Source organism: Pseudoduganella sp. R-31 (assembly GCF_049913235.1).
Lineage (GTDB): Bacteria > Pseudomonadota > Gammaproteobacteria > Burkholderiales > Burkholderiaceae_D > Rugamonas.
Genome location: NZ_CP183986.1, coordinates 1,620,077 through 1,633,634, shown reverse-complemented (window position 1 = coordinate 1,633,634; position 13,558 = coordinate 1,620,077). Strand labels below are relative to the sequence as shown.

The 13,558-nt window shown below is 54.1% G+C and carries 20 protein-coding genes; 3 read left to right on the top strand and 17 right to left on the bottom strand.

Annotation, left to right across the window (positions count from 1 at the left end; translation table 11 throughout):
• Positions 1-15: 15 nt before the first annotated feature.
• The gene (trmL, locus tag ACN9MY_RS07550) at positions 16-486 is read left to right on the top strand and encodes a tRNA (uridine(34)/cytosine(34)/5-carboxymethylaminomethyluridine(34)-2'-O)-methyltransferase TrmL (protein WP_426321467.1); all 471 of its coding nucleotides are present in this window, start codon (positions 16-18) and stop codon (positions 484-486) included.
• Between the two features lie 13 nt (positions 487-499).
• On the opposite strand, the gene ACN9MY_RS07545 is transcribed toward trmL, so the two are convergent.
• Positions 500-1,237 (bottom strand): hypothetical protein, encoded by a 738-nt coding sequence (locus tag ACN9MY_RS07545; RefSeq protein WP_426337074.1) that lies wholly within the window; start codon positions 1,235-1,237, stop codon positions 500-502.
• Between the two features lie 134 nt (positions 1,238-1,371).
• On the opposite strand from ACN9MY_RS07545, the gene ACN9MY_RS07540 reads away from it, so the two are divergent.
• Positions 1,372-1,830, top strand: a complete 459-nt coding sequence (locus ACN9MY_RS07540) for a DUF421 domain-containing protein (protein ID WP_426169186.1) — start codon at positions 1,372-1,374, stop codon at positions 1,828-1,830.
• A 136-nt stretch (positions 1,831-1,966) separates the two neighbouring features.
• Here ACN9MY_RS07540 and ACN9MY_RS07535 read toward each other — a convergent pair whose 3' ends face one another.
• From ACN9MY_RS07535 to ACN9MY_RS07460, 16 genes are all read right to left on the bottom strand, one after another.
• Positions 1,967-2,632, bottom strand: coding sequence for a hypothetical protein (locus tag ACN9MY_RS07535; RefSeq protein ID WP_426337073.1), 666 nt, complete (start codon positions 2,630-2,632; stop codon positions 1,967-1,969).
• An 86-nt stretch (positions 2,633-2,718) separates the two neighbouring features.
• Positions 2,719-3,084 carry a hypothetical protein gene (locus ACN9MY_RS07530; RefSeq protein ID WP_426337072.1) on the bottom strand — a complete coding sequence of 122 codons (366 nt, stop codon included), beginning with the start codon at positions 3,082-3,084 and terminating at the stop codon, positions 2,719-2,721.
• 79 nt (positions 3,085-3,163) lie between these two features.
• Entirely contained in the window at positions 3,164-3,784 is a 621-nt protein-coding gene (locus tag ACN9MY_RS07525; protein WP_426337071.1) for a hypothetical protein, read from the bottom strand.
• 257 nt (positions 3,785-4,041) lie between these two features.
• On the bottom strand, positions 4,042-4,449 hold the full coding sequence (locus tag ACN9MY_RS07520) for a hypothetical protein (protein WP_426337070.1): 408 nt from the start codon (positions 4,447-4,449) through the stop codon (positions 4,042-4,044).
• 66 nt (positions 4,450-4,515) lie between these two features.
• Positions 4,516-4,812: a hypothetical protein gene (locus tag ACN9MY_RS07515; RefSeq protein ID WP_426337069.1), complete on the bottom strand. Its 297-nt coding sequence runs from the start codon at positions 4,810-4,812 to the stop codon at positions 4,516-4,518.
• Between the two features lie 909 nt (positions 4,813-5,721).
• Entirely contained in the window at positions 5,722-6,111 is a 390-nt protein-coding gene (locus ACN9MY_RS07510; RefSeq protein ID WP_426337068.1) for a hypothetical protein, read from the bottom strand.
• Between the two features lie 47 nt (positions 6,112-6,158).
• Positions 6,159-6,668, bottom strand: coding sequence for a hypothetical protein (locus ACN9MY_RS07505; RefSeq protein ID WP_426337067.1), 510 nt, complete (start codon positions 6,666-6,668; stop codon positions 6,159-6,161).
• 54 nt (positions 6,669-6,722) lie between these two features.
• Positions 6,723-7,058, bottom strand: a complete 336-nt coding sequence (locus ACN9MY_RS07500; protein ID WP_426337066.1) for a hypothetical protein — start codon at positions 7,056-7,058, stop codon at positions 6,723-6,725.
• 108 nt (positions 7,059-7,166) lie between these two features.
• Complete coding sequence (locus tag ACN9MY_RS07495) at positions 7,167-7,445, bottom strand: hypothetical protein (RefSeq protein ID WP_426337065.1); 279 nt, start codon at positions 7,443-7,445, stop codon at positions 7,167-7,169.
• 867 nt (positions 7,446-8,312) lie between these two features.
• On the bottom strand, positions 8,313-8,792 hold the full coding sequence (locus tag ACN9MY_RS07490; protein WP_426337064.1) for a hypothetical protein: 480 nt from the start codon (positions 8,790-8,792) through the stop codon (positions 8,313-8,315).
• A 189-nt stretch (positions 8,793-8,981) separates the two neighbouring features.
• A complete protein-coding gene (locus tag ACN9MY_RS07485; protein ID WP_426337063.1) occupies positions 8,982-9,206 on the bottom strand; it encodes a hypothetical protein in 225 nt (74 codons plus the stop codon).
• Between the two features lie 292 nt (positions 9,207-9,498).
• Entirely contained in the window at positions 9,499-9,897 is a 399-nt protein-coding gene (locus ACN9MY_RS07480) for a hypothetical protein (protein WP_426337062.1), read from the bottom strand.
• Positions 9,898-9,965: 68 nt separating this feature from the next.
• Complete coding sequence (locus tag ACN9MY_RS07475; protein ID WP_426169173.1) at positions 9,966-10,430, bottom strand: RidA family protein; 465 nt, start codon at positions 10,428-10,430, stop codon at positions 9,966-9,968.
• 152 nt (positions 10,431-10,582) lie between these two features.
• Positions 10,583-10,837: a hypothetical protein gene (locus tag ACN9MY_RS07470; RefSeq protein WP_426169170.1), complete on the bottom strand. Its 255-nt coding sequence runs from the start codon at positions 10,835-10,837 to the stop codon at positions 10,583-10,585.
• Positions 10,838-10,846: 9 nt separating this feature from the next.
• Positions 10,847-11,329: an adenylyltransferase/cytidyltransferase family protein gene (locus ACN9MY_RS07465; protein WP_426169168.1), complete on the bottom strand. Its 483-nt coding sequence runs from the start codon at positions 11,327-11,329 to the stop codon at positions 10,847-10,849.
• A complete protein-coding gene (locus tag ACN9MY_RS07460) occupies positions 11,326-12,522 on the bottom strand; it encodes a PilT/PilU family type 4a pilus ATPase (RefSeq protein WP_426169165.1) in 1,197 nt (398 codons plus the stop codon). Before ACN9MY_RS07460 ends, ACN9MY_RS07465 begins: the two co-directional genes overlap by 4 nt.
• 97 nt (positions 12,523-12,619) lie before the next feature.
• Between ACN9MY_RS07460 and ACN9MY_RS07455 the strand changes: the two genes are divergently transcribed.
• Entirely contained in the window at positions 12,620-13,558 is a 939-nt protein-coding gene (locus ACN9MY_RS07455) for a hydrogen peroxide-inducible genes activator (protein WP_426321461.1), read from the top strand.

Here is a 13,558-nt window from a genome sequence, read left to right as displayed (position 1 = left end):
AATTAGGAGAACGATTTGTTTCATGTAGTGCTGGTCAACCCGGAAATCCCGCCCAACACGGGCAACGTGATCCGCCTGTGCGCCAACACTGGCGCTCAGTTGCACCTGATCGAGCCTCTCGGCTTCCCGCTGGACGACGCCAAGATGCGCCGCGCCGGCCTCGATTACCACGAGTACGCGCAGATGAAAGTGCACAAGGACTGGGCCGCCTTCCTGGCGGATATCCAGCCGAATACGAGCCGCATGTTCGCCATGACCACCCACGGCTCGCGCCCGTTCGCCGAACTGGCCTTCCAGCCCGGAGATGTGTTCGTGTTCGGCAGCGAAACCCGCGGCCTGGTACCCGAGTTCCGCGAATCCTTCCCGACCGAACAGCGCATTCGCCTGCCGATGATGCCCGGTAACCGCAGCCTCAACCTCTCCAACACCGTTGCGGTGGTGGTGTTCGAAGCCTGGCGCCAGCACGGCTATGCCGGCGGCGCCTGAGTAATCGGCAACTCTACGGCTTGTAGGCCGCCAGGATTTTCTTTAGATCCGGCTCCACGGCACGGAAAACTTGTTGCGCGCGCGCAGCGTAGGCCTCGGACACAGTGCCGAATGCCTGCTGCACGGATTTGCTCAACTCCGCCCCCACCTTCTCCACCTGGGCGGCTTGGTCCTTTGGCAGCAGGTTGAACTCCAGCTCCATTGTCATCTTGCGGATGCCAATCCCTGTTGCAAGCGCATACAGGCGATTCTTATCCGCGCCTGGCGGCAGTGGATGCGGAGGCTTCGAACTCAACTCGATCAAGGCCTCGCACATCGCGCCGTCCATCATCGTATCCCAGTAAAGGCGGCCGCCCTTCTGCTTCAAAAAGGACTGGAATTCCGTGCGCTGGGCCGGCGCCCAGCCACTCACCATGGTATGCAGCAAAGGGGGCAAACCGGCGTCAAGCAACGGCCCATTGCTCATCTCATCATCCTGGAAAGCCATTTCCAGCAGGTCGCGAGCCTGGCGATAGTTTTCATTGCCCGGCCCCCATTCCGGCCCCATTTTCGCCAGGTCGCGCGCGCCGTCCAGCATCAGGTCGGGCAGGATGCTGCGAAAATGATTGTTCGAAATGGTGAGCGCCTCGTCGAGGCACTTCAGCTGTGCCTCTGCCACCAGCTTGCCGGTGATGTATTCCACTTCGTCCGCCCGCGCCAACACTGGCAACAGGCTGCTGCACAGGCTCAATACGGCAATCGCATTCTTCATCAAACATGTTTCCGTAAATCAAGATCGAACATTCTGGGATATTGACTTGAGCCCGTCAACTGGCCGTTGCCCGATCGAAGCGTGTGGCCGGGCTCAGGCGATTCGTCGTATAACCGGCCAGGAAGGAGGCCGCAATGTTCGATCTCGAATTGCCCTGGTGGGAATACGTCATGCGCGGCGTTGCGATTTACGGCGCGTTGTTGGTGATGATGCGCCTGAGCGGCAAGCGCACCATCGGCCAGTTCACGCCATTCGACCTGCTGGTGGTGATGCTGCTCAGTGAATCGGTATCGCCCGGGCTGACGGGCGGCGACGATTCAGTTGCCGGCGGCTTGATCGTGGTCGTCACCCTGGTGGCGCTGAACGTGGTAATCGCCTTCATCACCGCCCGCAACAGGAAGGCTGCCGACCTGGTGGAGGGCACCGCCGTGCTCCTGGGACGTGACGGCAAAATCTTCAAGGAAGCGCTACGCCGCAACCACGTGGCAGAAAGCGACCTGGAGCAGTCGCTGCGCGAGGCCGACTGCCCGCGCGAAAAAATGAAATATGCCTTCCTTGAGGCAGACGGCAAGATCACTATCCTGCAGCACTAATCTGTCGCAGCTCAAACTTGATGACTAAACGCGCCAGGCGGCTGGCAGCTTCCGCCCCATTGCAGACGTAGTGGCATCCTGAAAGCGCGTACGTAAAGTTTGACTTATATTGCACGCTGGACTATTGCAGCAAGCCTTAGGCTGTTGGGGCCAACAGCGTACAAAATTCATTTTCGAGCTGTTTCCGAACGAGAGAAACTTGGTTCTTAATGGCATTCCAGCCGGCCATCCACACCTCTTGCTTTTCTTTTTTAGTGTGGTCCTGGAGGGAGGTTTCGTCCCAAGTTAGGTAGGTGCCAAATCGAATAACATGTTCTCTGACGTCAGTTACCAACTTGTCGACAACACTACAAAGCGGGTCGGGAAGATAAATTCTGTGTTTGTCAAAGTACCGATATAACTCGACTAGCTTTCCCATTGCAATCTGGTGTTTTTCGCTCTTATCGGGTTCCCCCGACCACTGCATCGGCGATAGAAAGCTCTCAGCCTCCCACAGTGCTTCGACAATCAGCGCATTCAGATCCGCAATTACGGTCGCCCTTTTTTCGTGAAGGCGAGAAAACCGAACCTGATGCTCGACCGTACGAATCTGGAGAGCGCTTTTCAGTTGTTCAATGGCGAAGCCCGCCTTTGCTTGCAAATCAGCCTCGAAGGTTTTCAAGTCCCGTTGCAAATTAGCTTCGAAGGCTTTCAAATCGCGTTGAATGAATTTCTCTATCAATGCTTTTGCTAACCATCCGAGTATTGCGAGTACAACGCCGTTACCGACGATTGCCGCAACTATTGTTTGCCAGGCATTCATTCCTAATTTCACCTATAGATTGACTAGTCGCCGTCGTTTCCAGATATGTTGGCAAGTGACTCCTATTGGCCGGTTGCCACTGATAATTATCCATTCTTTTCCAAGCGCGATTGCAGGTGCTCAACAATGATCTTGTTATAGCGCGTCGCGTACTCGCGCTGTGCTTCAAAGACATCCAGATCGTCTATCACGCAACCGACGCCAGCATCTTCCCTTGGAAGCTCTTTGATGAGAGGCATAAATTGTTCATCTACTCCCACCGCGTAGGCGGCAAAAGACCCGTGAAAGTAAATCTTGATTGAACCTGCTGATATGTCTTTCGCGGCCTCGATCCCTGCTTTTTCCGGCGCCCATTTTGCCATCGCAGCCCTGTGATCAAGGTAACCAGGAACGGAAAAAGCGATCCAAATCATCATGGAAACCAAGATTACTGAAAGGAGCGCTTTCTTCACGATTCTCATTCGGGGTCCATTAAGGTGTAGCTGCCGTCCGCAACTGGCCGGTAGCGTCAATCTGCGTTCGTAGACTAGGTCAACTTCTACACAGGTATCCGTTGAGCCGAGCAGGGGACGCAGATTTATCAATCCGCTCTATTCTTGTTTTTATTTTGCTTCCGTTTTTCGTTGCGTGGATTACCTTCCCGGTAAGGTAGTTAGTGCTGGTTCGCTCCATGGCTCCATCTTCGTAGCTCTCGGCATTTTCTTCTTCACCTATTAGCTCCAGATCACTAAGTTTTGCATTGAAGCGAAACTGTAGCGTGCGGCTCGATATGCGAGTAGCGTCTGCGAACTCCACCATTTGAGCAAACAAGGAATTTCTTGCAATGTCGAGGTTATAGAACTTGCTGGGATGGCAAAACTCAGCTGAAATCGAAAGTACCTCGTAAGTCCCGTCCGGTTTTCCGGCAAGAACAAATAATCTTTCTTCCATTGAGTCACTCTCCGTCTTACGCCCGGTAAGTACCATGGCCATGTCAGGGATTCCGTCGCCATTCAAGTCGCCCTCGGTGCTAGCCCAGATAAAACCAAAATACCGAAATTCGGCTGGAATTGCAGAGAGGGCTTTTTGTTGTTGGATCCCGTATTCTGCGGCAAAGCAGACGTTCCACATGCCGAGAAATACTGAAAGAATAAGTAAGCGTAGCACAGTCAAAACAGCACCTAACGTGTTTTTATTCGCAAAAACTGCGACCTAAGATGGACGTCTGTGACATAACATCTGATGTTTCGAGACCAAGAAATCCCTTGTCAACAAGGAATTGGCGCATTCTCAGTGCTCGCGCAGTGGGACAATCATAACGCCCGAATGGCCGTTCCTGGCCGGTTTCGGTCTCAGCGAATCACCCGGTACGTCTACATTCAATGGTCGATTGTAGTCAGCAGCCGAAATCATACCGGCGAATCCCCTGTCTACGCGGCCTGGGCCGGCTCGTAGAGACCTGCCTCCGTTAGCGCCGCATGTAACGCGAGGACTGTCGCCTTAGCGTAGCAGCTGAGCTTGGAGTCCGTCTGATTATAATCCCCGTCCACCACTCGAATAACCGTACCATAGAGGTAGTCGCCAGCAAACCCATCCTCGGTCATCACGTGTTTAATCGCCGAGATAACTCCATCTAGAAAAACCAAAGGAATTTGAGACTCACTGACTTCCCAGCTTAGTACGCAGTGTCCAAAGCTCTCCTTAGTTGGCTCCAAAACCAGATCTATGACACCGTAACGTCCGGGCGGCCCCATCTGACGAACGAAGCGCCCTTCACCCCTGCATCTACCAGGGACAGCCACGCCTTCTTTTCCAGTCATGTACAAATAAAACTGCATCTGTCTTCCAAACGATTACTTTATTGCGAAAGCGGAGGTGCTTACGCCACCGTCGGTTATTGGCGGTCAGTTATCTTCCCCGGCTTCTTTGCGAAATGCCCAATGGCAGGCCTCCACACGAATCGTATCGCCAGATTGCATCTCGATTTCAAACAGCCCGTCACGCTCGGATACCGAGTTGACCGATGATGACGGGCCCCATTCTTCGCGTCGTGGAAGTTCAATGTTCTTGAATCCCTCGAACACCAAGAGATGCGGCCGCATGCCAACTGGACGCAAGCGCATGTCGCACCGGGTTGCGTCCCAACAGATGCAAATCGCCAACAACGTAGCATCGTGCAAAGGTAAGGCGCTAAAAGTCATCGACTCATCCAAATTATTTTCTGCGGCGGCTCATGGCCGGCATAGGCCCCGAGCGATCACTAACCATTTTCTTTTTTCTGGTGACTCAGCGCGATTTCAAGCATCTCAACTGAAGTGAGTTCTCGACCATCATACTCAACGCCAAAGTAGGCGTCAGGCCAGAAAATTAGGTCCGAGACCCTGCTATCGCCAGTGCCAAGCTCCAAACAGCGAAGCCAATAATCAATGGTCACCTGGTCTCCTCGAACTTCGCAAATGGCGTCCAATAACTCAAGGAGTTCGGACTTTGAAAAGTCGCTCGGGATCCGGCGCCAGTCTATCGCCAGCCTTTTCGCAAATTCACTGGAGCTGATGCTACCGAAAGCACCGAGAACGTCGATTTGGCCTACTATGCGCCCAAGAACCCGAGAAATCTCATTTAGTACCTCGGCGTACGGCTCTCCGGACTCGTGCAAGTAATACACTCTCTCAGTCAGTGGGTGCAGCTTTAGATTTTATCCTGGTCACCAGGACTATTAATTTCTGGTCTCATGTGTACGTCTGGTTATGGCCGTTAGGGACGGCCGACGCATTTTTATGATGCCCAACAAGTTTCGTCCGGGAACTCGCCGAGCTTCCAATGGCGCATTATCTTTGCGGCAGCCCTCTCAAACCTCCGTCCCGATGTGTCCCCTGGAGCAGCCATTACTTCGGTAACATTCCCAGTTTCTTTTTCAATACGCAGCAGCCCCTTACCCGTCTCGGTGTCGGAGAACTCGTAAGTGCAAGCTTTCGCAGTTTCGGATGTCTTGTTTATGGAGATGTAGAATGCCATGCCAACTGAATAGTTAATGGAAATGCGCTTGCGAAGGACGGGCAGCCTGTGGCTGCGAATTCCGCCGATCGCCGTCGCATAAAGCAGAGAGCTCGCTAATCTAAGCAATCATAGCTGATATCAAGGCGAGAAATTGCGAAGTCGACATATCCATCACTTAGCGCGCCCATTTCAATTAAAAAACCTTGTACTTCGACCAGCCCTTCGTCTTGATTGACAACGCGGCCCCGTCCTTTATACGCGTAGTGTCCGATGCGTTCGATCCACTCAGTCGAAAGTGCGTCCTTTTCTTCATCTGGCCAGTCTGAAAGAAAGGCGGCAAGGACATCAGCATCCAAGACACACAGGCGATTTTTAATAACGTCGCCGGCCTTCAAACTACATGGATGGCAAAACGCTACGAGTTCGCCTTTCGAACTGCGCAGAGTGACGGACGCGGACTCCTCGTCTGGGGGATCTACCAATACCACTGTGAGCTGTTTCATTTATTCAGGTTTCGTTGAATTCTTATGTGGAAGGCCGCTGTTGACCGTTAAAGGTCCCCAGGGGCGCTACTCGTCGCCCGCACAGAGTTGCTTTCTACTTCGGCGGCCATTCTCGGGAGCCACAATTCTGGGTCCCTCATCACTTTAAAATTTGGGCTCGCGAGCAGCGCATTTACTAGATTGATATAGTCCCTCGGCAGAACTTTTCTGTAACGAGCATACGCGAGACGACAATTCCATTTGTTGGCGATTTCTAGCAAGGCCTTGACGAACCCAGTATTCAACGCACGCGTGTCAATTCTCGCCGAAATCGATTCGACTTTCTCACCTTCACGCCATACCTCGACAAGGTCCGATTGTTGATCTCCCCATTGGCTCAAATCATCTGACCAAGACTTGTGCGACGGTAGAAGACACGCAAGCTCCTCAAGCAACTCATCAGGTGGGGGCGAATTCAGCCACCATAGCGCCTCTTCCCACTCATCGTCAGGAATCAATTCACGCTGCCCCGCTACTGCATCGGGAATGATTTCAACTTTAAACTGCCAAATTGCCATGCTTGCCTGTTGAATTGATGTTAGATGCCTTTGCTATGGGGAGGCTTATGGCCGTTAAGGGCTAATTCGCGATCGCGCAATCGATGAAACCATCGGCGACTGATCGTGTGCAAGTAGCGAAAGCAAATCGATCGGAGCTTTCCGGTTGGCCGCAATAGCGGCTCGCACTGATTCGTCTGGATCGCGTGCTAGCCGATCAAAAATTAGAGGGCTCAACTTGCGCTTCATCGCGACTGCGTAGCGAACATCCTTATCGGAGCTCATCGACAATACCTCCAATATTGGGAGCGGCACCGTCTTGTTATGTGCGACCCACTGACGCATTTCCGGATAGCGCTCAATGACTTCGTTCCATACTTGGATGCTCGCTTCTTCATTGGCAGCGCGCATGTAATCTGCACGAGATTCACTCTGACGCAATCGAACAAATTCGGATGCCGTAGATATCACTGATAAATTCCAGTTGGGGTTCAAAGATCGATGTCTGCAAATGGCCGGCTACTGTCCGTCCCTGCTTAACAAATCTGCCGCCATTCGCATTGCACTAAATGCTATGTACTCGTCCGAGTAATCGGGCCCGGACGACTCAGGCCCAGCAAGCCATGCATCAAGCGCGTCTTCATTTTCATCAACATCCCCTTTTAATTCACGCAGCTCTTCACGAGATGATTTCTTGACGAGCTCCTCGCGAGCCCAATCATCCGCAATTCCAAATTTTCCCGCAAGCGGTAGCATACGGCGTAGACGAAGGGGAATTTTATCTAGCTTGAAGTTCATCTACTAATCGTACTTTCAGTTAGCACATAGGAACGACGAATGAGGCCAACGTCGGCTGATGGCTGCATGCAGCTCACGGCCCATCTGATAAAACACCGCCTCGGATCGCACGATTCTTAAGTTCGAGAATCCATGGATTGTCAGTGTTGGTAAGGCAGTTCTTTATCGGCCAGCCCGGTGCTGTTTCTATCAGATGCATCAATGATGAGGCGAGCCCAAAACATCCGTCGTCACCAAACAGCCCGACAAGCGCTGTCGCTTCTTCGTCAGTGATTGGGCGCGCAATTCCACGATACTCAACTTCGTATATACGAAGCTTTTCGATGTCAGCATCGTCTTCGCTTGGAAGCCGACCCAACTCGACTAGTCTTCTGATCTCTGGTCGCATACAAATCTATCGTCAAACTTCATCGTCCGCTGCTGGCCGACGGCGGCCTTCTGGTGCACTAGCTATAGACGAATGCGATGTGCTCTTTGTTCCTATCATCGAGCACATAGGAGCGGACACGCATCCGAAAATTTTCCTCCACATAAACCTCAGTGCGAAACGCGAGTAGCGTAGATACATCAATGCGATGACGCTGCAGATGCGCTTCCAATCCTTGCCGGTAAGCTAAAACGCATTTTCTTACTCTCGGGGAAAGCCCGAATAACTCTTCGCTTGTCGCGGGAATCCAATTGATAACGACCTTCGTCCCGCGCTTAGTTCTCGCCAATTCATAAACATCTTCGAAGACGAACCTGCCGTCTACGTAATTCATGCCGCTCATAAAAGAGTGCGACCAATTATGCGCCATCGACCTTATGGATTTGTATTTCATCAAAATGTACTTTGCGACGGGCCGCTCTTGGCCGAAACCAACTACATTAGTCAGCATTTGACGGGCACGCCTCGCCAACACTCCACGAAGCAGGAACAGGAAGGAAGCTAGCCCAACCATCGTGTGCGCGCTGACATGCTGGGCCTACAATGCCTGGCAATTGCTCACTTGTTGCGAGAATGATTTTCGCCACGTCACTAGCTACGGATTCTACGTTATCAGGCGTTACAAAGAATGCAGTCGGACTTCCCGCCAGAATGCTATTGGTCGAGCCAACCGCGTGCGAATATCGCCAAAGGCCTTTTGCGCCCTCTCTGGCAGGAATCTCATGAAAAAACACGCCTACATCAACGGAGAATTCCCATGGCGCTTCGCCCGAATTCCAGCGACTACCACTTACCGCGAAGTGTTCACAGTATTGGGCGTTGTCGCGGCTGAATCTTGCCCCTTTCCTGGTAAAGCCATAAGGTTTCAATGTTTTGATTAGGCTGGAGCAGATGGTAGTACCCAACTCACGTACAGACATTAAACGTTACCTCTGTAGAAGGAATTTCTCTTAATCATACTTCCTGGCCGTCTGCTGTTGGCCGGATTCTGCCTGCGGCATCAACGTTGGACGTAACCGGCCGCAGCAGCGCGAAGCGATGCGTAGGTCCGGTTGACGGAATTGTTGGGCCAGTTGCGCATTACCTGGAGTGCCATGAGGTATGACAGTTCAAACATTGCTGAGCGGCCCGAGTTGCGAGCTTCCCACCACAGTGAGGGCAGATACCAAAACATCTTCGCATTTCGGAAACATTCGATGATCCATGTACTCACGAACGACTTCAACAGCAACATCTTCAAGAGTAGCGATCTTCTTCTCGAGCGCGTCCCGGTTACCCACAAGATCATTTCCGATAGAAGAGAATGTTTCAACCGACGGACAAAATGTCGTCATTTCGGTTCCACACCGGGGACATTCGCGTTTTCCAAAAGTTCGCATTTAGGCCCAACGTGTTATAGATCGCAAAATACCGAGTTAACATGGGCGTCTACGATATAACATCCCTTGTTTTTGACCAAAGAAGCCCTTCAACGGCGGGGCTTCTTTAATATTTACTGCATTTCCATACAGGGTTAACAAAATCGACAAAAGTCGCAGCGACCTAGTACGCACCGATTTTGACATATTTGCAACCAACTGGGGAGGGAAGCCGAGGGCGCAACGGCAGCTGTTGGCCGATTTCAGCTTAGCCCTGCCAAATTAGGTCTAAGTCGCCATCGATGAACCCGACAGCGACGGCCTTTCCTTCCTTTAGTTTTGCTGCAGCACCCGACGACTTGCGTAGCAGCTTGACCAGCAACTGCTTCGTATCGCGTAGGCACTCTTCCCAGCTCCCGTCGGCGAATTCTCGAGGAATTGAAATAGAACGAGGACTGGCCACCCACGCCTCATCACATGCCCAGTCCCAGTCATCTTCATCGAACTCTTCGGCGCCGATTAGTTCAATTCCGTATTTTGACTCTGCAGATGCTAGTTCGAAGAGGTTAAATGAGTACGCCACTACTGTTTGAGGGACTTCTACAGCGAGCGCGGACGCAAGCCAGTGCTCAACATCTTCAGAAAATTCCATATTCCATTTATTCATTCAATTTGCTGCGGTAGTCCGGTTCTGGCCGATCTCGGCCGCCTCATCGCTCGCTGACGAGACGTCATCTATTCAGACTTAACTTCTACGGTTGCCTTAACTGTTAGGGGGACCCCATTGCGAAGTGAGCTCACACCTATGACTGAACGAGCATGGACCCCGGCTGGACCAAAAATTTCTGCGAGAAGGTCTGAGGCACCGTCCAAGACCTTTGCGTGATCCTCGAACTCAGGAACAGCATTGATGGAGCCATGAAGTTCAACCACCTGGACGACTCGGTCTAGGGAACCTAGCTTTTCCCTTATGGCGGCTATAAGGTCCATGCACGCAGAGCGAGCAAGGGCATATCCTTCAGCGGTTGAATACTCTTGCCCGAGTCGTCCTTTCGCGGGGCGACCGTTGACCGGTAGTGGAGCTTTGCCAGAAATGAACAAGAAATTTCCAGACTGAACTGCAGTTGCGTAATTACCCGCTGGCGCGCTGACGTGAGGAAGCTCGAGATCCAGGTCTTTGAATCGTTGTTCTGCACTCATTTTGCTAGCCATAGTCAATTTATCTTCATAGGGTCAACAAGCTTGCGTTAATCGGCGGGCGCCTGAGCGTCCGGGGTTGGCAGCCGATCGGCTCAAACGAACTCCAACACACTGGACATTCACGTCATGTCAAGTCTGAACGACTACAACTATCAGAGGAAGCCGATGTGCTTGCGCTCCAGCCCCGACATCACCAGCTTGATGTAGCGGTTGGGGATGTACAGCTCGACCTCCACCATCGCCCCTTCGGCATTGCGCGTCTCGGAGATGAGGTGGAAGAAACTGCGGTCGGGACTGGCCTCCTTGCAGGGCAAGAACTTGCCGGACGGTCCGTCAGTCAGGTAATCCTTCAGCGTAGCGCCCAGTTCGGCCACGCCTTCGTCGGTCAGCAGCACACCAAAAGCCATGACGGCCTCCTATTGTCCAAACATGCGCACCTTGGCCAGCAGCTTGGTGGTCGAGCGGTCGTGCTCGAAATCGATGGCCACCGCCTTGCCGCCGTATGCCAGCACCGCCTGCCCTTCCGGGATCGCGGTCATATCGTAATCGCCGCCCTTGGCGTAGATCTCGGGCCTGGCCTGCAGCACCGCTTCCAGCGCGGTATCTTCGTCGAATGGCACGACCAGGCTCACCGATTCCAGCGCCGCCAGCAGCGCCATCCGGTCCTCGCAATTGTTCAAGGGCCTGTCATCGCCCTTGCCCAGGCGCTTGACGGAAGCGTCGGTATTGGCCGCCACCACCAGCGAGGCGCCCAGCGAACGCGCCTGCGCCAGGTAGGTGACGTGGCCACGGTGCAGGATATCGAACACGCCATTGGTCATCACCACCGGTTTCGGCAGCGCAGCCACCCGCGCGGCCAGTTCCTCGCGCGAGCACATCTTCTTTTCAAACTCGATCATTCGCCTTCTTCTTCCTCTTCTTCATCCAGCTGCATGCTCAGGCCGCCCGACGACTTCGGCGCCGCCGCGGCTGGCGCAGCGGCGTCTGGTGGTGGACGGCTGCTATTCAGCTTGATCTGCAAGCGCAGGCCGTTGGTCGAGTCGGCATTGCGCAGCGCCTCTTCATAGGCAATGTAGCCCTTATTATAGAGTTCGAACAAGGCTTGGTCGAAGGTGCACATGCCCAGTTCGCGCGACTTGGCCATGATCTCCTTGATCGAGTGGAAGTTGCCTTTGAAGATCATCTCGGAGATGGTCGGCGTGTTCAGCAGGATCTCGATGGCAGCCTTGCGGCCCTTGCCGTCTTCGGTACGGATCAGGCGCTGCGAGACGATGGCGCGCAGGTTGGACGACAGGTCCATCAGCAGCTGGTTGCGGCGCTCTTCCGGGAAGAAGTTGATGATGCGGTCCATGGTCTGGTTCGCATTGTTCGCGTGCAGCGTGCCCAGGCACAGGTGGCCCGTCTCGGCGAAGGCAATCGCGTGTTCCATGGTTTCGGTGTCGCGGATCTCGCCGATCAGGATCACGTCCGGCGCCTGGCGCAGGGTGTTTTTCAGCGCATGATGCCAGGACAGGGTATCCACGCCCACTTCGCGGTGGGTGATCAGGCAGTTCTTGTTCTTGTGTACATACTCGACCGGGTCTTCCACGGTGATGATATGGCCGGCCGAATTCTGGTTGCGGTAATCGATCATGGCCGCCAGCGAAGTCGATTTGCCGGAGCCGGTACCGCCCACCACCAGCACCAGGCCGCGCTTGGTCATCACGACTTCTTTCAGCACTTCCGGCAGGTCGAGCTTCTCGAAATTCGGGATTTCGGAAGCAATGGTGCGGCATACCATGCCCACCGCCTGCTGCTGCACAAAGACATTCACGCGGAAGCGGCAGACATTGGGCAGCGAAATCGCGAAATTGCACTCAAGCTCGGTTTCGAACTCGCGGCGCTGCTTCTCGTTCATGATGGCGTAAGCCAGGGCCCGGGTCACGTCCGGGGTCAGGCGCTGCTGGCTCAGGGCGCGCATCGAGCCCTGCGACTTGATGCTGGGCGGGAAATCCGCCGAAATAAACAGGTCGGAGCCGCCGACCTGGTGCATGGCCGTCAGCAGTTTAAAGATATACGACTGGGCCTCTTCATGGCCAAGTGTGGAAGACATATTCGCCTCGTTCTATGGTTTTGCTGGTCATTATAGCCAGAGCCCTCCCCCATTCATGGCATTGCAACAAGGCATTCAACTGTGTTCAAATGGGTTCATGACACTGACCGAGCTCAAATATATCGTAGCAGTTGCCAGAGCGAAACACTTCGGCCATGCCGCCGAGGCATGTTTCGTCGCCCAACCTACTCTTTCTGTCGCAATTAAGAAACTGGAAGACGAACTCGGCGTCGTCCTGTTCGAGCGCGGCGGGGCGGAAATCTCGGTCACCCCGCTGGGCGCCCAGATCGTGGCCCAGGCCGAACGGGTGCTGGAGCAGACGGCGGCCATCAAGGAACTGGCAAAACAGAACAAGGACCCGCTGGCCGGGCCGTTGCGGCTGGGCGTCATTTACACCATCGGCCCCTACCTGCTTCCGCCTTTGGTCAAGCGGATGATTGAAACCACGCCGCAGATGCCGCTGGTCCTGCAGGAGAACTTCACCGTCAAGCTGCTGGAAATGCTGCGCCAGGGCGAGCTGGACGCAGCCATCATGGCGCTGCCGTTGCCGGAACACGGCATGGCGGTCCAGCCGCTGTACGACGAGCCGTTTGTGGTGGCGATGCCAAAAAACCATCCCTGGGCCGCACGCAGCAGCATTCCCGCCGAACACCTCAAGACCGAAACCATGCTTTTGCTGGGCAACGGCCACTGCTTCCGCGACCAGGTGCTGGAAGTGTGCCCCGAAATGGCGCGTTTTTCCTCGCCAGGCAACGGCATGCAGCGCACCTTCGAAGGCTCGTCGCTGGAAACTATCCGCCACATGGTGGCCAGCGGCATCGGCCTGACCGTGCTGCCGCGCGCCTCGGTGCCGGACATGGAAGGCCGTGACGGCATGTTGTCTTTCCGCTATTTCGACAAGCCGGAGCCGAACCGGCGTGTGGTGATTGTCTGGCGCAAGAGTTTCACCCGCAAGGCTGCCATCGATGCCATCGTCGCCGCAGTGGCCGACTGCCAGCTGCCCGGCGTCAGCATGCTGAACGGCCACGAAGAGTAA

Excerpts from the sequence above, each read along its gene's own strand:
- ACN9MY_RS07545 (WP_426337074.1), bottom strand. The coding sequence starts at position 1,237 with ATGAAGAATGCGATTGCCGTATTGAGCCTGTGCAGCAGCCTGTTGCCA.
- ACN9MY_RS07540 (WP_426169186.1), top strand. The coding sequence starts at position 1,372 with ATGTTCGATCTCGAATTGCCCTGGTGGGAATACGTCATGCGCGGCGTT.
- ACN9MY_RS07535 (WP_426337073.1), bottom strand. The coding sequence starts at position 2,632 with ATGAATGCCTGGCAAACAATAGTTGCGGCAATCGTCGGTAACGGCGTT.
- ACN9MY_RS07520 (WP_426337070.1), bottom strand. The coding sequence starts at position 4,449 with ATGCAGTTTTATTTGTACATGACTGGAAAAGAAGGCGTGGCTGTCCCT.
- ACN9MY_RS07515 (WP_426337069.1), bottom strand. The coding sequence starts at position 4,812 with ATGACTTTTAGCGCCTTACCTTTGCACGATGCTACGTTGTTGGCGATT.
- ACN9MY_RS07510 (WP_426337068.1), bottom strand. The coding sequence starts at position 6,111 with ATGAAACAGCTCACAGTGGTATTGGTAGATCCCCCAGACGAGGAGTCC.
- ACN9MY_RS07505 (WP_426337067.1), bottom strand. The coding sequence starts at position 6,668 with ATGGCAATTTGGCAGTTTAAAGTTGAAATCATTCCCGATGCAGTAGCG.
- ACN9MY_RS07500 (WP_426337066.1), bottom strand. The coding sequence starts at position 7,058 with ATGCGCGCTGCCAATGAAGAAGCGAGCATCCAAGTATGGAACGAAGTC.
- ACN9MY_RS07495 (WP_426337065.1), bottom strand. The coding sequence starts at position 7,445 with ATGAACTTCAAGCTAGATAAAATTCCCCTTCGTCTACGCCGTATGCTA.
- ACN9MY_RS07490 (WP_426337064.1), bottom strand. The coding sequence starts at position 8,792 with ATGTCTGTACGTGAGTTGGGTACTACCATCTGCTCCAGCCTAATCAAA.
- ACN9MY_RS07485 (WP_426337063.1), bottom strand. The coding sequence starts at position 9,206 with ATGACGACATTTTGTCCGTCGGTTGAAACATTCTCTTCTATCGGAAAT.
- ACN9MY_RS07480 (WP_426337062.1), bottom strand. The coding sequence starts at position 9,897 with ATGAATAAATGGAATATGGAATTTTCTGAAGATGTTGAGCACTGGCTT.
- ACN9MY_RS07475 (WP_426169173.1), bottom strand. The coding sequence starts at position 10,430 with ATGAGTGCAGAACAACGATTCAAAGACCTGGATCTCGAGCTTCCTCAC.
- ACN9MY_RS07470 (WP_426169170.1), bottom strand. The coding sequence starts at position 10,837 with ATGGCTTTTGGTGTGCTGCTGACCGACGAAGGCGTGGCCGAACTGGGC.
- ACN9MY_RS07465 (WP_426169168.1), bottom strand. The coding sequence starts at position 11,329 with ATGATCGAGTTTGAAAAGAAGATGTGCTCGCGCGAGGAACTGGCCGCG.
- ACN9MY_RS07460 (WP_426169165.1), bottom strand. The coding sequence starts at position 12,522 with ATGTCTTCCACACTTGGCCATGAAGAGGCCCAGTCGTATATCTTTAAA.
- ACN9MY_RS07455 (WP_426321461.1), top strand. The coding sequence starts at position 12,620 with ATGACACTGACCGAGCTCAAATATATCGTAGCAGTTGCCAGAGCGAAA.